This window comes from Nocardioides daeguensis (genome assembly GCF_019192965.1).
Lineage (GTDB): Bacteria > Actinomycetota > Actinomycetes > Propionibacteriales > Nocardioidaceae > Nocardioides > Nocardioides daeguensis.
Window position 1 is genome coordinate 112149 of the sequence record NZ_JAHTKU010000008.1, and the last position, 17874, is coordinate 130022.

Consider the following 17874-nt stretch of genomic DNA (forward strand, 5'->3'; position numbering starts at 1 on the left):
GCACAGGCGCGGAGTCAGGCTCCGACCCTGCGCACCCGGGCTCGGGTCCGGTCGAGGGCGGGACTCAGATGCCGGCGATCCCGTCGAGCTTCTTCACGGTCGCCTCGAACTCGGCGACGAGGTCGGCGACGACCTCGGCGACCGGGCGGACCTCGTTCATCCGGCCGACGATCTGGCCGATGGGCATGGAGATCACGTCGGGGTCGCCGGAGGCGTTGATCCGGTTGTGGGCGTCGGCGACGAGGAGGTTCTGCAGCGGCATCGGCAGCGGCGCGGGGGCGGTGTCCTCCGCCCAAGCGTCGGTCCACTTGGTCTTGAGCAGACGGGCCGGCTTGCCGGTGTAGATCCGGGTGCGGACGGTGTCGGAGGAGGTGGCCCGCAGGAACGCGGTCTCCCAGCCCTTGTTGCCGGCGAGGTTGCGGTACTCCTCGGTGCCGAGCCAGATCGAGCCGGTCCACACGCCCTGCGCGCCGAGCGCGAGCGACGCTGCGATCTGTCGGCCGGAGCCGATGCCGCCGGCGCCAAGGACGGGGACGTCCGGGCCGACCGCGTCGACGATGTCGGGGGTGAGCACCATGCTGGCGATCTCACCGGTGTGGCCGCCGGCCTCGTAGCCCTGGGCGATGATGATGTCGACCCCGTTGGCGACGTGGCTCAGCGCGTGCTTCGGGGCGCCGGCCAGCGCGGCGACCTTGAGGCCCGCCTCGTGGCACTGCTCGATGACGTCGACCGGCGGCGAGCCGAGCGCGTTGGCGATGAGCACCGGGCGGTGCTGCAGCGCGACGTCGACGTGCGAGCGGGCCACCGAGTGCAGCCAGCCCAGCACGCCCTCGCGGCCCTCGCCCTCCGGCAGCGGCGGGACGCCGAGCTTGAGCAGCGTCTCGTCGACGAACAACTTGTGTTCCTCGGGGATGTACGACGACAGGTCGGCCGAGGTGCCCTCGGTCGGGATCTTCATCGGCATGACCACGTCGACGCCGTACGGCTTGCCGTCGGTGTTCTCGTCCATCCAGGTCAGGGTGCGGTCGAGCTCGTCGGTGTCGTTGAACCGGACGCAGCCCAGCACGCCCAGTCCGCCGGCCCGCGACACAGCCGCCGCGACGTGCTCGGAGGGGGTGAAGGCGAAGATCGGGTACTCGATGCCGAAGGCATCGCACAGGGCGGTGTGCATCAGGCGTTCGCTCCTTGGTTGTCGGCGCGGGAGGCGAGGGCGAGCTCCTTGGCCCGCGGGTACTGCGCCTTGCCCGTCGCGTTGCGGGGGATCTCGGGGACGATGGTCAGCGCGCGCGGCAGCTTATAGCCGGACAGGTGGGCGCGCAGGAAGGTGCGCAGCTCCTCGAGCTCGACCTGGTGGCCCGGGCGCGGCTCGACGACGGCGGCCACGGTCTGGCCGTACTTCTCGTCGGGCAGGCCGACCACCAAGACGTCGTACACGCCGGGGTGGGCCTTGATCGCCTGCTCCACCTCTTCGGGGTACACCTTCTCGCCGCCGGTGTTGATGCAGTTGGATCCGCGGCCGAGCAGGGTGATCCGGTTGCCCTCCTCGATCCGGGCGTTGTCGCCCGGGATCGAGTAGCGCACGCCGTCGATCTCGATGAACGTCTTGGCCGACTTCTCGGGGTCCTTGTAGTAGCCCACCGGGACGTTGCCGGAGCGGGCGGTCCGACCGACCTTGCCGACGTCCGCGACCGGGTCGAGCGGACGGTTGTCGTCACCGAGGATGACCGTGGTGGCGGGGATGGAGACGACCGGACCGTCCGTCGACAGCGCGCTGGCGTCCTGCAGGCCGGTGCCTTGGAACCCGGTCTCCGAGGAGCCGATGGAGTCGGTGAAGACGGCGTTGGGGAAGTGCTTCATCCAGCGCTCCTTCACCGACTTGGAGAAGATCGCGGCGCTGGAGGCGATCGCGAACAGGGTCTGGCCGTCGTAGCCGCCGGCCTCGTAGGCGTCGATCAGCGGAACCGCCATCGCGTCGCCGGTCATGAACAGCATCTGGACGCCGTGCTTGTCCACGAGGTCCCAGGTGCGCACCGGGTCGAACTTCGGCTCGAGGATCGTCACCTGTCCGGCGAAGAGGTGCATCAGCAGCGAGGCCTGCGCGCCGCCATGCATCAGCGGGCTGAGCGGCAGCGTGACCAGGCTGTCCTGCAGCGCCTTCTTCGACTGGTCGTACTCCTCGAGAGGCTCGCCGGTCATGAAGTCGATGCCGCCACCGAGCACGCGCCAGAAGTCCTCGTGGCGCCACATGACGCCCTTAGGGAAGCCGGTGGTGCCGCCGGTGTAGATGATGTGGATGTCGTCGGGGCTGCGCTCACCGAAGTCGCGCGCGGCGGACCGGCCGGCCAGGGCGTCGGCGAGGGTGACGCCGCCGAACGACGACAGGTCGCTCGCGTCGTCGGGCTCGAGCGGGTTCGGCACGGCGATGATCGTCTTCAGGCCGGGGAACTTCGGCGCCACCTCGGCGACCAGCGGGGCGTACACCCGATCGTGGACGAGGCCGACCAGATCGGCGTTGTCGAAGAGGTACTCGAGCTCGCCGGCGACGTAGCGGTAGTTGACGTTGATCGCGACCGCGCGGACCTTGAGGATCCCGATGAGGGCGATGACGTGCTCGATGCTGTTCTTGGCGTAGAGGCCGACGTGGTCGCCGGTTCCGATGCCCTGCGCCTGCAGGTAGTGCGCGAGCTTGTTGGACTCGGCCTCCAGCTCGGCGAAGGTGATGACGTCGTCGCCCACCTGGACGGCGGGCTTGTCGGGAACGGCGTCGACGGCGTGTTCGAAGAGATCGGCGATGTTCAGGGCCACGAGGGCGACACTAGAACACGTTTCACTTTTTCGCTAGCGTTGTTCACATGAGTGATTGCCTCGTCGAGCAGGACGGCCACAAGCTGGTCGTCACGATGAACCGGCCGGAGCGCCGCAACGCGTTGTCGAGCGAGATGCTGCGGATCATGGAGTCCGCCTGGGACCGCGTGAACGAGGACCCGGAGATCCGGGTCTGCATCCTCACCGGTGCCGGCGGCTACTTCTGTGCCGGCATGGACCTCAAGGCTGCGGACGACAAGCCGCCGTCGGAGAGCTTCGAGTCCGGCGCCTACGACCCGACCACCATCAAGGGCCTGCTCAAGGGCTTCCGGCTCACCAAGCCGCTGATCGCCGCCGTCGAGGGCCCGGCCATCGCGGGCGGTACGGAGATCCTGCAGGGCACCGACATCCGGGTCGCCGGGGAGTCGGCGAAGTTCGGCGTCGCCGAGGCCCGCTGGTCGCTGTACCCGCTCGGCGGCTCCGCGGTCCGTCTGCCGCGCCAGATCCCGTACACCGTCGCCGCGGAGCTGCTGCTCACCGGTCGCACCCTCGGCGCCGCCGAGGCCAAGGAGCTCGGCCTGATCGGCCACGTCGTCCCCGACGGCGAGGCGCTGGCGAAGGCGCACGAGATCGCCGACCGGATCGCCGCCAACGGGCCGCTCGCCGTCCAGGCGATCCTCAAGACCATGCGCGACTCCGAGGGCAAGCACGAGGAGGAGTGCTGGGCCGACGACGCGAAGATCGGCGCGGCCGTGTTCTCCTCCGAGGACGCCAAGGAAGGTCCGCGGGCCTTCCTCGAGAAGCGCGCCCCCGAGTTCAAGGGCCGCTGAGCCTGGTCCCATGCCCGAGGGGCAGCGGACTCAGCTGCGCGCCGCCAGATGGGCGTCGAGCCAGCCCGGGAAGTCGCCGAGGCCCGGCAGCACGACGTCGGTCCCGGCGGCGCACAGCTCCTCCGCGGAGCAGCCACCGGTGAGCACCGAGACACTGGTGACCGCCGCCGCCCGCGCGCCCTCGACGTCGTGGACGTGGTCGCCGACGTAGATCGAGGCCCCCTCGCGGCGCAGCGCCTCCGCCTTGCCGACGCCCCAGACCCAACCCTCCAACAGGTCGACGTCGAGGCCGGTGTGGTCCAGGTGCAGCTGGGCGTTGGGGCCGTACTTGCCGGTGACCACCACGACCCGGCCGCCGTGCCGCCGTACCGCAGCGATCGCCTCGTGGGCTCCGGGCAGCACCGGGACGTTGGCGATGGCGTGGTCGGGGTAGAGCGCTCGGAACCTGTCCCCCGCCGCCGGGATCTGCGCGGCGGGAAGGTACGGCGCCAGCAGCAGCTCGAGCGGCGGCCCGAGCCGCTGCGTCATCTCCTCGACCGGGAAGTCCACGCCGAGCTCGCGCCCCAGCTCGCGCAACACGTCGCGGAAGCCGGGCACCGTGTCGATGAGGGTCAGGTCGAGATCGAACCCGACGACGAGATCCACCATGGGGGCACGGTATCCAGCGGCGCGTGGGCGGCCGTCGCCAGAATCCGAAGGTAAAGAGTTTTCAGGTTTTCTGGCGCGGACTCCCGCTCGGGAACATAGTGATCCTCGCACTCCTGCTTGTGCTCCCATCCCCCCTATCGGCAGGTGAACCTCGTGCGTCCTCGGATCCTTTGTGCTGCCCTCGCGACGATGGCCATGCTGGTCGTCCTCGTCCCACCCAACGCCGCCCAGGCCGAACCGGGATCTCCCGGTACGCCGGCCGCCGGCGCCGCCGTCACCTGCGACTCGCCGCCGGAGTCCGACGGAGCCACGCCGGAGAACCGCGACCGGTTCGTCCGGCTCTGGTCGGACCGCTTCGCGGACAACGCGTGGCGCAAGAGCTTCGTCGCGCTCAAGAAGGTGCCCGACGAGATCCTCGCCGAGGACTTCCACGCGCTGCCCGAGGCCACGAAGCTGTGGCTCAGCGCGTGCCTGCTCGACGACCTGCTGGCGACGGCGGGCGAGCAGCCCACGGCCCAGCAGCGCGAGACCTACCTGACCGGCGTCGCGCTCGTGATCTTCGGCAAGAAGAGCACCGAGCAGATGCGTGAGGACCTCAACGAGCCCGCTCCGCCGCCCCCTGCGGACCTGCCGCCGGTGGAGCGCGACCTCACCGGGCAGCGCCTCGACGCCATGTCCGAGGAGCTCGCCGAGGCGCCGGCGCTGACCTCGGCCCAGCAGCCGCGGACGACGGTCGCCGCGCCCACCGCGAAGGCGTCGACCAACATCACCGCCGGTGCGCCGTCGTCGTTCAACGACAAGCTGACCGCCCTGCCGGCCGTCCCGCTGGTCCTCAACGCGCTCGACGCGCTCCTCCAGGAGGTCAGCAAGATCCAGGGCAAGCTGTTCACGCTCCCCGTGATCAACCTGCTCTCGCCGCTCTTCTACCGGATCTGCGCCGAGTCCCCGACGATGGACCTCGCCTGCAGCGTGTCCGTCCCGGTCGGCGTACCGGTTCCCGCCGACGTCACCGGCGACAAGCTTCCCGACGTCCTGGCGACGCTCACGCCGCTGACCAACCTGATCGACGTCGGCGCCAAGTTCTCGGTCGGCCGGCTCAACGGCAACATCGACCTGCCCGCCCACGTGTTCGCGGTCTACGACACCCCCGTGGTGAAGAAGCGCGTCACCGTCGGCATCGACGGGCGCGGCTCCACCCTCGGCTGGAGCAGCTCGGCCAAGTTCGTGCTCAAGAACGTCGTCGACGCGATCACCGGTGACGTCCAGGTCGCCGCGAACGTGACGACCAACCACCCCGGCGCGACCCAGGCCCTCACTTTCGGGGTCAAGTCCCTCGCGGGCGGCAGCATCGGCGTCCCCGCCTCCGAGCAGGACCCGATGACCGGCTCGGTCCAGCTCAGCCCGTTCCCGACCACCCTCGACGTCGGCGCCCGGCTGACCCACGACAGCAACCGGAGCAAGGACACGATCACGCTGGCGACCCCGACCCCGACCAGGGTCGACGCCGTCATCGACCAGGCCGTGACCTCCGGACCGATCGACAGCAGCCGCCGCTTCACCGCGACCGTGGACCAGCTGCCAAGCAACGTGCGGATCGACCTCACCCGCCAGGACAAGCACCAGAACATCGAGTACACGGCCAACAGCGAGATCGGCTTCGTGCAGGCGACCGACACCACCACGCCGGACGTCACGAAGCCGGCAGAGGTCGACCACGCGGTCTACCAGGCCAACGGCGTTCCCGCGCACATGCAGGTCGACCTGAACGGCAAGCTCATCGACTACCACGCCAGCGACACCATCGACCGGGTGTACGCCGGCGTCGAGCGGATCAACGGCGACGCGATCACGGCCGAGGTCCGCGACATCCCGGACCGGGCGACCGTGGTCTTCGACGGAAAGAACGCCGTCCTCGATTGGGATGCGTCCGCGGCCACCACGAGCGTCGTGGCCTCGGCCCACCTCACCGGCGACACCCTCGACATGGACCGTGACTTCGACGCGGGCCTGACGATCGACTCGATCCCCGCCAAGTGGAACGCGAGCTGGGCCGACGGCAACGTGCTGTTCGAGGCACCGGAGGCCGGGATCGGCGCGATCACCGCCAACGTCACGAACCACGAGGAGTACCAGACGCTCCCGGGTGACCACCTGACCGCCTCCTACGACGAGGAGTCCGGCAACCTCGACGCGAGCCTGCGGATCAGCGACCTGCGTCGCGTCGAGTTCACCAAGCTGCCCGACACCGGCAACGGTGGCGGCTTCGAGGCCGGCCTCGACATGGGCGACCACGGCGCCTTCGCCTTCGCCGGCAAGGTCCACGCGGCCGCCGGCGACCTCGAGGCGTCCGGAAACCTGACCAACCTGCCCTCGAGCGTGACGTTGCGCAGCGAGGGCGGCCGGATCACCTACACCGGCGACTCGCACCCGGATGCCACGATCTCCGTGGCCGCCGGCAAGAAGGCTGCGCTCGATGCGACGCCGACGCCCCCACAGGTGCACGGCATCGCCGTGCGCGACGGACAGAGTGGCACCGACAAGGCGGTCCGCGCGAAGGTCTACCTGACCGGTCTCCCGACCGGGCTCGACCTCAACACGACGGCCGGCACCTACACCCTCACCGGCTACCACCCGACCGTCGACACCCTCGTCGTCGACGCGGTGCTCCAGGCGCTCGCACCCAAGCCGCTGAGCCTGCAGCTGCAGCAGGGCGTGCCGACCGCAACACCGGTCGACATCACCTTCGGCCCGATCACGACGGCCACGCAGCCGGACGGCAGCCACACCATCGCGGTCGACTACACCGCGAGCCAGCCGCTCGGCGCGCTCACCGCGAACGCGACGTACGACAACACCGACGAGGCGCAGCTGGACATCAGCGCCATCCCCGCCTCGATCCACGTCGACGCCGCCTTCGGCGCGGACACCAAGAAGGTCGGCGTCGACATGAGCCAGCCGATCAGCGACATCACCGCGGCGTACAAGCATGTCGGTGACGCCGAATTCGCCGCGTCGGTGCACCTGCACGACGTGCCGAAGACCGTGGACCTCACGATCGGGAAGGACAGCTCGGCCGGCGGCGGCACCACCGTCGACGCGCCGGTGTTCACGATGGAGGCCGACGCCCCGGGCCTGGACATCGACGCCTTCGCTTCGGCCGCCATCGCGGACCCGGTGGACGCTGACGCGGCGGTCGCCCTCACGGTGACCAACCTCGGCAAGCTCGTCACGGCCGCCTTGGACGGCGCCCGCCTGCACATCACCTCGGCCCCGGCCACGCAGGCGTTCGCACTCGAGGCCGCCGGACGGGTGCAGAAGACGATCGACCTGGCCTGGAGCAGCGGGGACAACCCCGGCGACGGACTCTTCCAGAACAGCGGCAACCTCTCCGCCGACCTGAAGATCCGTCGGGTCACCCTCGGGCTGACCGACTTCTCCGACGTGAACCTGCGACTCGGGTTCACCACGGGCCTCGACGGGACGTACGGCACCTTCACCTTCGGCCAGGACAGCAACCTGACCGTCGACCTGGAGGAGCACTTCTCGATCTACATCGACTGGCCCGACCCGCTCGGGTCGGACACGATCCCGCTGGTCAGCATCCCGCACCGGACCATCCCGTTCGGCAACGTCGTGCCCCGCTGGCACATCAACGAGAACGTCTACGGCCGGATCTTCCACGTCCCGGTGCTCGAGTTCGGGATCGCCAACTGCGGCGTCACCTTCGACGCCCGGCCCGCGCCCGGGTTCACGACCAGCGGCAACACGTTCACGCTCGGTCAGCCGACGAACGACGGATCCCACACGCCCGCCTGGCTGATCACGCCGGACATCAACCTGCTCGGCTTCTCACTGCCGGACTTCGGGCTCGACATCATCGCGTACTTCCTGTCACCGTACGGCCACGGGATCGACGCCTACCCGGAGTGCGAGTGGGGTCCCTGACGAAGGAGCAGCCCACCATGGCCCAGCACGGTCCAGCCTCTCTGATCCTCGGGGGGCTGGCCGTGCTGGTCCTGGCCACCGGCTGCAGCGGCGGGTCCGACGACCCGCCGAAGGGGGCTCCTTCGCCCACGTCGACGGAGCTCACGGAGATCACCGTGCCGTGCGAGAGGTTCGCCGGCACGGCCCAGCGCATCATCGACGCGCAGACCGCGCTGTACGACGGCAAGGACTCCCCCGACGACGCCACCGCCGTGGACGCGCTGGTCGGTGAGCTCGACGCCCTCCGACAGGACGCCCCGGCCGACGTGCGACGCGCTCTCACCGATCTCGGCGAGGGCTTCCGGTCGGCGCAGCGGCTGCTGGCCGACCCGACGGCCGACGGCGCCGATCTCGCGGCGCTCACGCCCGCCCTCACCGAGGACGGGCGGCTGGTGACGACCTGGATCGTCTCGCAGTGCCCGAAGTGACGCAGCGGGGCGGCGTCGGGCCGAGCCCGGTCAGCCGACCGAGCGCTCCCCCGTCCAGAACCGGGCCCGCAGGGCCTTCTTGTCCGGCTTGCCGAGGGCGGTGAGCGGCAGCGCGTCGACGACGAGGACGTCCTTCGGCGCCTGCACGGATCCCTTGCGCTGCTTGACCGCGTCCTTGATCTCGGCCACGACCTCGTCGGTGAGCTCGAAGCCGTCACGCAGGACGACGACGGCCGTCACGGCCTCACCGAACTTCTCGTGCGGCGTACCGATGACACCCACCTGGGCGATCGCCGGGTGCTCGGCGATGACGTCCTCGACCTCGCGCGGGAAGACGTTGAAGCCGCCGGTGACGATCATGTCCTTGGTGCGGTCGACGATGTACCAGAAGCCGTCCTCGTCCTCCCGGGCGACGTCGCCGGTGTGCATCCAGCCGTCACGGAAGGTCTCGGCGGTGGCCTCGGGCAGCTTCCAGTACCCCGCGGCCAGGAGCGGGCCGGCGACGCAGATCTCGCCCGGCTCCCCCTGCGGCACCGGGTTGCCGGCCTCGTCGAGCAGCGCCGCGCGCAGGTACGCCGACGGGCGGCCGCAGGACGTCAGCCGGCTCTCGTGGACCGTGACGGTGCCGTCGGCGGCAGTGCTCGCGTGGTCACCCTTCGGGAAGTAGCTGATGACCATCGGCGCCTCGGACTGCCCGTAGTACTGGGCGAAGATCGGGCCGAACCGCTCGATGGCCTCCTTGAGCCGGACCGGGTTGATCGCGGACGCGCCGTAGTAGACGGTCTCCAGCGACGACAGGTCGCGGGTGCGCGAGTCGGGGTGGTCCATCAGCGCGTAGAGCATGGTGGGCACGAGCATCAGCGAGTTGATCCGCTTCTCCTCGATGGTCTGCAGCACCTCGGCCGGGTCGAACCGGGAGGAGACGAACAGCGTGCCGCCCTTGAGCACGACGGGCACGAAGAAGGCGGCGCCGGCGTGCGAGAGCGGCGTGCACATGAGGAAGCGGGGCTCCTCGGGCCACTCCCACTCGGCCATCTGGACCTGCGCCATCGTCGAGAACGCGCGCACCGTGCCGATCACGCCCTTGGGCTTGCCGGTCGTGCCGCCGGTGTAGGTGATCGAGGTGATGTGGTCGGGCTCGAGGACGGCGGCCTGCACCGGCTGTGGCGCGAACGACGCCGCGACCTCGGTGAGGTCCGTGCCGACCTCGGCGAGTTCCGGCGGCACGGGACCGATGGTGAGGACCTGCTTGAGGCCCGGGCACTTGCCGAGCAGCTCGACCGCCCGTGCGGCGAAGTAGGGGTCGATGACCAGCGTGGTGATGCCGGCGTCGTTGATGACGTAGGCGTGGTCGTCGGCGGAGCCGAGCGGGTGCAGCGAAGTGCGCTGGAGCCCCTGGGTCTGGCCGGCGCCGAGGATGAAGAGCACCTCGGGCCGGTTCAGCGCGAGGAGCGCGCCCGGCGTACCCCGGCCGGCGCCGAGGGACTCGAAGGCCTGGATGTACTGAGAGATCCGGTCCGCGGTCTCCTTGCCGGTCAGCGTCACGTCGCCGAGGTGCACGATCGGGCGGTTCGCGTGGCGCTTGAGGGCGGCGACCATCAGGTGGCCGTTGTGGGCAGGCGTGCGGAGCGTGTCGGTCACCCCCGCAGACTAGAACGTGTTCTATTCGCGGGGCAAGGATCTCGCCACCGACGACCAGGCGGGTCAGCTCGCCGGCCGCCGCTCGACAGGCGCGACCAGCGGCCGCACGCCGCCGAGCCGCCGGTGGAACCTGACCCGGTCGGCATGCGCGTCGAGCACCTGCCATAGCGCGCGGTGGGCCGACCACGGCAGCGGCTCGTCGCCACTGGCCCACCGCTCGCCGAAGCTGATCCACACCGGCACCCACGTGGCCGCGCAGTCCCAGGCGCCCCGCTGCGCCTCGACCAGGCGGCGGCGCACCTGGAACTCCGTGCGCGGCCCGTCGGTGCAGATCGGCGCCGAGCGCACCGGCCACACCCACAGGTCGAGCTCGACCAGCTCCAGCTCGAGGTCCGGCAGCAGGGCAGGGTCGACCAGCACCGTGGCGACGTTCTCGTGCGGCTCGCGCCTCATGCCGAGGACGGTAGCCCGGGCCACCGACAGGCGGGCCGCGATCAGGCGAGCAGCTCGGCGATCCCCCGGATCTCCTCGGCGCTGCGGCAGGACAGGAGCAGCGTGGTCACACCGGTCTCCTCCCACTGCGCGACCCGCTCCTTGACCTCCGAAGGCGTGCCGATGATGTGCATGTCGTCGACCAGCTCGTCGGGGATGAGCGCGGTGGCCTTGTCCTTCTCGCCGGACAGGTAGAGCTCCTGGACCTCGTCGGCCAGCTCGCCGTACCCCATCCGGGTGAAGACCTGGTGGTGGAAGTTCTGCTCCTTGGCGCCCATGCCGCCCATGTAGAGCGACACGAACGGCTTCATCGCCTCGATCACCCGCTGCTTCTGCTCGGCGTTCTCGACGACCTGCAGGTGGCAGGTGGCGGCGATCTCGAAGTCGGCACGGGTACGACGCGCGCCCGGGCGGGCGAACCCCTCGTCGAGCCACGGCTGGTACATGCCGGCACTCTTGGGCGTGTAGAAGATCGGGATCCACCCGTCGGCGATCTCCGCGGTCTGGGCGACGTTCTTGGGACCTTCGGCGCCGAGCCAGATCGGGAGGTCGGCGCGCAGCGGATGGACGATCGGCTTGAGCGGCTTGCCGAGACCGACCGAGCCGGGGCCGTTGTAGGGCAGCGGGTGGTGCGGGCCGTCGTTGGTCACCGGTGCCTCGCGGGCCAGGACCTGGCGGATGATCGAGACGACCTCGCGGGTGCGGGCCAGCGGCTTGGCGAACGGCACGCCGTACCAGCCCTCGACGACCTGCGGGCCACTGACGCCCATGCCCAGGATCACCCGGCCACCGCTCAGGTGGTCGAGGGTCAGCGCGTGCATGGCGATCGAGGTCGGCGTCCGCCCGGACATCTGCACGATCGAGGTGCCGAGGCGGACCTTCGAGGTCTCCCGGCCCCACCAGGCCAGTGGTGTGAACGCGTCGCTCCCCCACGCCTCGGCGGTGAAGATCGCGTCGAAGCCCGCGTCCTCCGCGGCGGCGACGAGCTCGCCGACGCCCTGCGGCGGTTGTGCGGACCAGTACCCCAGCTGCAAGCCCAGTTTCATGGTCCGCATCATGACGGATCGACCAGATCCATTTCTAGAACATGTTTCACTTTCTCCCGGAACATGTTTCACTTTGGCCCATGAGTCGCACCCTCTCGGCACCGGTGACGGTGTCCTTCGACTACACCCGATCGGTCGGCCCGGTGATCGGCCGCTTCCTCACCGGACTCCGCGACGCCCAGTTCGTCGGAGCCCGACTCAGCGACGGGCGCGTCGTCGTACCCCCGCCGGAGTACGACCCGGTCACCCACCGCGCCACGGCCGACTTCGTCGAGGTCGCCGAGACCGGCACGGTCACCTCGTGGACCTGGGTCAGCGAGCCCGTCGCCGGCCAGCCCTTCGACCGGCCCTTCGCGTTCGCCCTGGTGACCCTCGACGGCACCGACGCCCCGCTCCTGCACGCGGTCGACGTCGCGAGCCCCGACGAGATCAACACCGGGATGAGGGTGCGCGCCCGCTGGGCCGCCGAGCGCACCGGCGCGATCACCGACGTCGTGTTCGTCCCCGACACCGGTACGGCGACCGCGCCGCCCCCGGCGGCCGGCGAGGGCGACGTCACCGGCATCGTCACGCCGGTCAGCCTCGACTACACCTACGCCGCCTCCCCCGAGGAGTCCGCCTTCTTCCGCGGCCTGGCCGAGGGCCGGATCATCGCCCAGCGCTGCCCGAAGTGCCAGAAGGTCTACGTCCCGCCGCGTCCGGCCTGCCCGGTCGACGGCGTCCCGACCGTCGAGGAGATCGAGCTGCCCGACACCGGCACCGTGACGACGTTCTGCATCGTCAACGTGCCGTTCCTCGGCCAGAAGATCACCCCGCCGTACGTGTCGGCGTACATCCTGCTCGACGGCGCCGACATCGCGCTGCAGCACCTGATCCTCGACATCCCGGTCGAGGAGATCCGGATGGGGCTGCGGGTCAAGGCGGTCTGGAAGCCCCGCGAGGAGTGGGGCACCACGATCGAGAACATCAGCCACTTCGCGCCGACCGGTGAGCCGGACGCGGACTACGACACCTACAAGCACCACCTGTGAGAAGGGACGAATCAGATGCGTGACGTCGCCGTCGTCGGGTTCGCCCAGCGACAGATGCAGGACTACGACGGGTCGCCGACCTGTGCCGAGCTGCTCGTGCCGATCTTCGCCGAGTGCTACGAGCAGACCGGCTGGACCAAGAAGGACATCGGCTTCTGGTGCTCCGGCTCCTCGGACTACCTCGCCGGCCGCTCCTTCTCCTTCGTGAGTGCGATCGACGCGATCGGCGTGCTGCCGCCGGTCAACGAGTCGCACGTCGAGATGGACGCCGCCTGGGCTCTTTACGAGGCGTGGCTGAAGATCCAGACCGGCGAGGTCGACACCGCCCTGGTGTTCGGCTTCGGCAAGGCATCGGCCGGCGTGCTGCGCCGTACCCTCAGCCTCCAGCTCGACCCCTACACCCTGACCCCGCTGTGGCCCGACACCGTGTCGATCGCCGCCCTGCAGGCCCGGCTCGGCATCGACGCCGGCGCCTGGGACGAGGCCGCCATGGCCGAGGTCGTCAACCGCTCCCTGACCGACGCCGAGAAGAACGAGTACGCCGTGCGCGCCGGCGGGTCCTCCGTCGAGGACCTGCTCGCCCGGCCGATGTTCGCCGACCCGCTGCGCAAGCACGACGCCTCGCCCGTCACCGACGGCGCGGCCGCGATCGTCCTCGCCGCCGGCGACAAGGCCCGCGAGGTCCGCGAGCGCCCGGCCTGGATCACCGGCCTGTCGCACTTCACCGACGGCCTGCACCTCGGCACCCGCGACCTGACCCGCTCAGAGTCCGCGACCCGGGCCGCGTCCGCCGTCGGCGGCCTCGACGGCGTCCAGATCGCCGAGCTGCACGCGCCGTTCAGCCACCAGGAGCTGATCCTGCGCCGCGACCTGGGCCTCGCCGACGACGTACGGGTCAACCCGTCGGGCGGCGCCCTCGCCGGCAACCCGATGTTCACCGGTGGCGCGATCCGGATCGGCGAGGCCGCTCGCCGGATCTGGGACGGCACCGCAGACAAGGTCCTCGGCCACGCCACCAGCGGACCGGCCCTCCAGCAGAACCTCGTGTGCGTCATGGAAGGAACGAACTGATGGGCAAGACCCCAGCAGCCGTGATCGGCGTGGGCCAGACCCACCACCGCGCCAAGCGCGAGGACGTCTCCATGGCGGGCCTGTGCCGCGAGGCGATGGACCGCGCCCTCGAGGACGCCGGCATGACCCTCGACGAGATCGACACGATCGTCGTCGGCAAGGCGCCCGACCTGTTCGAGGGCGTGATGATGCCCGAGCTGTACCTCGCGGAAGCGCTCGGCGCGGCCGGCAAGCCGTTGCTGCGGGTGCACACCGCCGGCTCGGTCGGCGGCTCGACCGCCATCGTCGCGGCCTCGCTCGTCCAGTCGGGCGTGCACAAGAAGGTCCTCACGGTCGCGTTCGAGAAGCAGTCGGAGTCCAACGCGATGTGGGCCCTGTCGGTGCCCGTGCCGTTCGTGATGCCGGTCCACGCCGGCGCCGGCGGCTACTTCGCCCCGCACGTGCGCTCCTACATCCGCCGCTCCGGCGCGCCCACCCACATCGGCGCGATCGTGGCCGCCAAGGACCGCACCAACGCGCTGAAGAACCCCTACGCACACCTGCACAACGAGGGCACCACCGTCGAGTCGGTGCTCGCCTCGCAGATGCTGTGGGACCCGATCCGCTACGACGAGACCTGCCCCTCCTCCGACGGCGCCTGCGCGCTGGTCATCGCCGCCGAGGACGTCGCGGCGGCCTCGCCCAACCCGGCGTGGATCCACGGCACCGTGATGCGCTCCGAGCCGACCACGGCCGCCGAGCGCGACCAGGTCAACCCCCAGGCCGGCCGCGACGCCGCGGCCGCGCTGTGGAAGCAGGCCGGCATCACCTCGCCCATCGACGAGATCGACGCGGCCGAGATCTACGTGCCGTTCTCCTGGTTCGAGCCGATGTGGCTGGAGAACCTCGGCTTCGCGGCCGAGGGCGAGGGCTGGAAGCTGACCGAGGCCGGCGAGACCGCGATGACCGGCCGGATCCCGGTCAACTGCTCCGGCGGCGTGCTCTCCTCCAACCCGATCGGCGCCTCGGGCATGCTCCGCTTCGGCGAGGCCGCCCTACAGGTCCGCGGCGCGGCCGGCGAGCACCAGGTCGACGGCGCCCGCAAGGCCCTCGGCCACGCGTACGGCGGCGGCTCGCAGTTCTTCGCCATGTGGGTCGTCGGCGCCGACAAGCCGACCAACTGACGGGCACGGAGGCGGGCACGGATAGGTTCACCCGGTGAGCCACGCGCCGTACCCGCCTCCCCCGCCGTCGCCCGGACCGGGCTTCGGGCCGCCCGCCGCCCGGCGGCCCGCCAACGGCGTCGCGGTCGCCGCGCTCGTGGTCGGCATCATCGCGCTGGTCACCTCGCCCATCCCGCTGGTCAACTTCGTCGGACTGCTCCTGGCGCTCGTCGGGGTCTGCCTCGGCGTCGTCGGGCTCGTCCGCGGCCGCCGCACCGGCCGTCGTACCGCCCTGGCCGGTTGGGGCCTCGGGCTGTCCGTGGTCGCGGCCGGCGTGGCCGTCGTGGTCGGCTTCCTGACGCTGCGCTACCTCGGCGACTGGCTCGACACCGTCGATCCGCCGGAGCCGAGCGCCCAGGTCGGCGAGTGGTTCACGACCGACGACGGCGACCTGCGGATCAAGGTCACGACGCTGGAGTGCCATGCCTACGACCCCGAGTACGCGACCGGACCCAGCGACGTCGAGTGCACCTTCGCGTTCGTCGCCCAGAACCGGAGCGAGCGCGCGATCAGCCTCAACGACGTCACCGTCAAGTCGGTCATCGACGGCGCGTGGGACAGCGCCGACGTGAGCGACCCGGCGCTCGGCGACGAGTACCAGTCCAGCGTGGTGCTCGAGGCCGGCGAGGAGAAGTCGCTGGCCGGCGACATCACGCCCCGCACCGGTCACCTCGACGGCATCGTGTTCGACGCGGACGACGCGTCCAGCCACAGCGCGATCGTCGTGGATGCCGGGGAGGCCTCCTCCGGTCAGTAGGCTCGACCCCGTGATCGAGCTGCGCACCCCCACCCAGATCGAGCAGATGCGTCCGGCCGGGCGCTTCGTCGCCTCGGTGCTCCAGGCCCTCTCCGAGAAGGCCGCGGTCGGCGTCAACCTGCTCGAGCTCGACGAGCTGGCGCACAAGATGATCAAGGACGCCGGCGCGGAGTCGTGCTACATCGACTACCACCCGTCCTTCGGCGCCAGCCCGTTCGGCAAGGTGCTGTGCACCTCGGTCAACGACGCGGTGCTGCACGGCCTGCCCCACGACTACACGCTGCAGGACGGCGACCTGCTGTCGGTCGACTTCGCAGCCTCCGTCGACGGCTGGGTGTCGGACTCGGCACTGTCCGTCGTGGTCGGCAACGCCCGCGAGGAGGACCTCCGGCTGATCGAGGTCACCCAGGAGGCGCTCGACGCCGGCATCGCCGCCGCCCGGGCCGGCAACCGGCTCGGCGACATCTCCTTCGCCATCGGCAGCGTGGCCCACGAGGCCGGGCTCAAGGTCAACCTCCAGTTCGGTGGCCACGGCGTCGGCCGGACCATGCACGGCGAGCCGCACGTCGCCAACGACGGACGCCCCGGCCGCGGCATCAAGCTCCGCCCAGGCCTGGTCATCGCGATCGAGCCGTGGTTCCTGCACACCACCGACGAGATCGTGTTCGACCCCGACGGCTGGACCATCCGCAGCGCCGACGGCTCGCGGGGTGCGCACGTGGAGCACACCGTCGCCATCACCTCGGGCGACCCGCTGGTGCTCACCGCCCGCGACTGATCCCCGGCCGGTCCGGGTACCACCTGCCCGGACGGACCGATCGGGGGTGAGCGGCATGGACCGACGCCCCCTGGGCGTCGAGGAGGAGCTCCTCCTCGTCGATCCCCGGACCCGAGCGACGGTCCCCCGGGCCCAGCAGGTGCTCCAGTACGCCGCTGACCACGACGCCGAGCCCGCCGACGAGCTGGACCACGAGCTGTTCGCCCACCAGCTGGAGACGCGGACGCCGCCGGTCCTCGACGCCACGGACCTCCACCGGCATCTGGTCCGGCTGCGTCGCCGCGCCGCCGACGCGGCCGAGGCCGTCGGGACGCGCACGGCGGCGACCGGCGCCGTGCTGCTGCCGGGTGGTCCGCCCCGCACCACGCGGGACGACCGGTACCTGACGATGGTCGCGACCTTCGGGGAGGTCGCGCGGCCGGGCGGGACGTGTGGCCAGCACGTGCACGTCCAGGTCGACTCGGACGAGGAGGGCGTGCGCGCCATCGACGCCGTCACGCCGTGGCTGCCCGTACTGCTGGCGATCAGCGCGAACTCGCCCTTCTACCACCGTCGCGACACGCGCTACGCGTCCTGGCGCTCGCAGGCGTGGGCGCAGTGGCCGAGCTCGTCGGCGACCGAGCCGTTCGGCTCCGCGGCGGCGTACCACGCCCTGAGCCGGGCCCTCATCGCGTCGGGGGCGGCGATGGACCACGGGATGCTGTACTTCGACGCGCGCCTGTCGGTCCACCAGCCGACGGTGGAGGTGCGGATCGGCGACGTGTGCACCGACCCGGCCGACGCCACCCTGGTCGCGGTCCTCACCCGAGCGCTGGTCTGCCAGGAGCTCGACGGCGGCGGCCTCCCGGGTGGCCGCTGGCGTGCTGAGCTGCTCAAGGCCGCGCGGTGGCGCGCGGCCCGCTACGGCCTGACCGACCGCCTCCTCGACCCGGTGACCGCAGAGCTGACGCCGGCGCGCGACGTCCTGCACCTGCTCGTCGCGAGCGTGCGCGAGCAGCTGGAGGCCTACGACGACGCCGCCCTGGTCGAGGCGAGCGTGCCCCGGGTGCTGGCCGAGGGCGGGGCGACGCGGCAGCGGGCGGCCTACGAGCGCAGCGGCGGCAGCATCGCGGCCGTGGTCGACGATCTGGTCAGGCGCACGAACGCGGGCTGACCGGGCCG

Annotated in this window: 15 protein-coding genes; 9 read left to right on the forward strand and 6 right to left on the reverse strand. The window is 70.9% G+C overall.

Translation table 11 applies throughout. The annotated features are described in order from the left end of the window. Positions 1-64: 64 nt before the first annotated feature. The gene (locus tag KU893_RS06545) at positions 65-1171 is read right to left on the reverse strand and encodes an NAD(P)H-dependent flavin oxidoreductase (RefSeq protein ID WP_218233552.1); all 1107 of its coding nucleotides are present in this window, start codon (positions 1169-1171) and stop codon (positions 65-67) included. Next, on the reverse strand, positions 1171-2805 hold the full coding sequence (locus tag KU893_RS06550; RefSeq protein WP_218233553.1) for an acyl-CoA synthetase: 1635 nt from the start codon (positions 2803-2805) through the stop codon (positions 1171-1173). The genes KU893_RS06545 and KU893_RS06550 overlap by 1 nt, the downstream gene beginning before the upstream one ends. Positions 2806-2852: 47 nt before the next feature. On the opposite strand from KU893_RS06550, the gene KU893_RS06555 reads away from it, so the two are divergent. Next, a complete protein-coding gene (locus KU893_RS06555) occupies positions 2853-3635 on the forward strand; it encodes a crotonase/enoyl-CoA hydratase family protein (protein WP_218233554.1) in 783 nt (260 codons plus the stop codon). Between the two features lie 30 nt (positions 3636-3665). Here the strand turns inward: KU893_RS06555 and KU893_RS06560 are convergent, their stop codons facing one another. Then, the gene (locus KU893_RS06560; RefSeq protein WP_218233555.1) at positions 3666-4283 is read right to left on the reverse strand and encodes an HAD family hydrolase; all 618 of its coding nucleotides are present in this window, start codon (positions 4281-4283) and stop codon (positions 3666-3668) included. 189 nt (positions 4284-4472) lie between these two features. On the opposite strand from KU893_RS06560, the gene KU893_RS06565 reads away from it, so the two are divergent. Both KU893_RS06565 and KU893_RS06570 read left to right on the forward strand, forming a co-directional pair. Then, on the forward strand, positions 4473-8228 hold the full coding sequence (locus KU893_RS06565; RefSeq protein ID WP_218233556.1) for a hypothetical protein: 3756 nt from the start codon (positions 4473-4475) through the stop codon (positions 8226-8228). 17 nt (positions 8229-8245) lie between these two features. Further along, positions 8246-8695 carry a hypothetical protein gene (locus KU893_RS06570; RefSeq protein ID WP_218233557.1) on the forward strand — a complete coding sequence of 150 codons (450 nt, stop codon included), beginning with the start codon at positions 8246-8248 and terminating at the stop codon, positions 8693-8695. A gap of 30 nt (positions 8696-8725) precedes the next feature. Here KU893_RS06570 and fadD8 read toward each other — a convergent pair whose 3' ends face one another. The 3 genes from fadD8 to KU893_RS06585 all read right to left on the reverse strand — a co-directional run bounded on the left by fadD8 (position 8726) and on the right by KU893_RS06585 (position 11874). After that, positions 8726-10336: a fatty-acid--CoA ligase FadD8 gene (gene fadD8, locus KU893_RS06575; RefSeq protein WP_257441485.1), complete on the reverse strand. Its 1611-nt coding sequence runs from the start codon at positions 10334-10336 to the stop codon at positions 8726-8728. Between the two features lie 63 nt (positions 10337-10399). Next, complete coding sequence (locus KU893_RS06580) at positions 10400-10789, reverse strand: hypothetical protein (protein ID WP_218233558.1); 390 nt, start codon at positions 10787-10789, stop codon at positions 10400-10402. Positions 10790-10830: 41 nt separating this feature from the next. Next, positions 10831-11874 carry an LLM class F420-dependent oxidoreductase gene (locus KU893_RS06585; protein WP_218233559.1) on the reverse strand — a complete coding sequence of 348 codons (1044 nt, stop codon included), beginning with the start codon at positions 11872-11874 and terminating at the stop codon, positions 10831-10833. Between the two features lie 80 nt (positions 11875-11954). Here KU893_RS06585 and KU893_RS06590 point away from each other — a divergent pair, with 80 nt between their 5' ends. From KU893_RS06590 to KU893_RS06615, 6 genes are read left to right on the forward strand one after another with little or no spacing between them, the layout of a single operon-like run. Continuing rightward, positions 11955-12905: a Zn-ribbon domain-containing OB-fold protein gene (locus KU893_RS06590; protein WP_218233560.1), complete on the forward strand. Its 951-nt coding sequence runs from the start codon at positions 11955-11957 to the stop codon at positions 12903-12905. Between the two features lie 15 nt (positions 12906-12920). Then, positions 12921-13976, forward strand: a complete 1056-nt coding sequence (locus KU893_RS06595) for a thiolase family protein (protein WP_218233561.1) — start codon at positions 12921-12923, stop codon at positions 13974-13976. Next, positions 13976-15139, forward strand: a complete 1164-nt coding sequence (locus KU893_RS06600) for a thiolase family protein (protein WP_218233562.1) — start codon at positions 13976-13978, stop codon at positions 15137-15139. Before KU893_RS06595 ends, KU893_RS06600 begins: the two co-directional genes overlap by 1 nt. Positions 15140-15173: 34 nt before the next feature. Next, entirely contained in the window at positions 15174-15935 is a 762-nt protein-coding gene (locus KU893_RS06605) for a hypothetical protein (protein ID WP_218233563.1), read from the forward strand. Positions 15936-15945: 10 nt separating this feature from the next. Continuing rightward, a complete protein-coding gene (gene map / locus KU893_RS06610) occupies positions 15946-16713 on the forward strand; it encodes a type I methionyl aminopeptidase (protein WP_218233564.1) in 768 nt (255 codons plus the stop codon). Between the two features lie 55 nt (positions 16714-16768). Continuing rightward, entirely contained in the window at positions 16769-17866 is a 1098-nt protein-coding gene (locus KU893_RS06615; protein WP_218233565.1) for a carboxylate-amine ligase, read from the forward strand. The last annotated feature ends 8 nt before the right edge of the window (positions 17867-17874 follow it).

What these genes read in the sequence shown, in the direction of transcription:
- KU893_RS06545 (WP_218233552.1), bottom strand. Translation starts at nt 1,171, where the DNA reads ATGCACACCGCCCTGTGCGATGCCTTCGGCATCGAGTACCCGATCTTC.
- KU893_RS06555 (WP_218233554.1), top strand. Translation starts at nt 2,853, where the DNA reads ATGAGTGATTGCCTCGTCGAGCAGGACGGCCACAAGCTGGTCGTCACG.
- KU893_RS06560 (WP_218233555.1), bottom strand. Translation starts at nt 4,283, where the DNA reads ATGGTGGATCTCGTCGTCGGGTTCGATCTCGACCTGACCCTCATCGAC.
- KU893_RS06565 (WP_218233556.1), top strand. Translation starts at nt 4,473, where the DNA reads ATGGCCATGCTGGTCGTCCTCGTCCCACCCAACGCCGCCCAGGCCGAA.
- KU893_RS06570 (WP_218233557.1), top strand. Translation starts at nt 8,246, where the DNA reads ATGGCCCAGCACGGTCCAGCCTCTCTGATCCTCGGGGGGCTGGCCGTG.
- KU893_RS06580 (WP_218233558.1), bottom strand. Translation starts at nt 10,789, where the DNA reads ATGAGGCGCGAGCCGCACGAGAACGTCGCCACGGTGCTGGTCGACCCT.
- KU893_RS06585 (WP_218233559.1), bottom strand. Translation starts at nt 11,874, where the DNA reads ATGAAACTGGGCTTGCAGCTGGGGTACTGGTCCGCACAACCGCCGCAG.
- KU893_RS06590 (WP_218233560.1), top strand. Translation starts at nt 11,955, where the DNA reads ATGAGTCGCACCCTCTCGGCACCGGTGACGGTGTCCTTCGACTACACC.
- KU893_RS06595 (WP_218233561.1), top strand. Translation starts at nt 12,921, where the DNA reads ATGCGTGACGTCGCCGTCGTCGGGTTCGCCCAGCGACAGATGCAGGAC.
- KU893_RS06600 (WP_218233562.1), top strand. Translation starts at nt 13,976, where the DNA reads ATGGGCAAGACCCCAGCAGCCGTGATCGGCGTGGGCCAGACCCACCAC.
- KU893_RS06615 (WP_218233565.1), top strand. Translation starts at nt 16,769, where the DNA reads ATGGACCGACGCCCCCTGGGCGTCGAGGAGGAGCTCCTCCTCGTCGAT.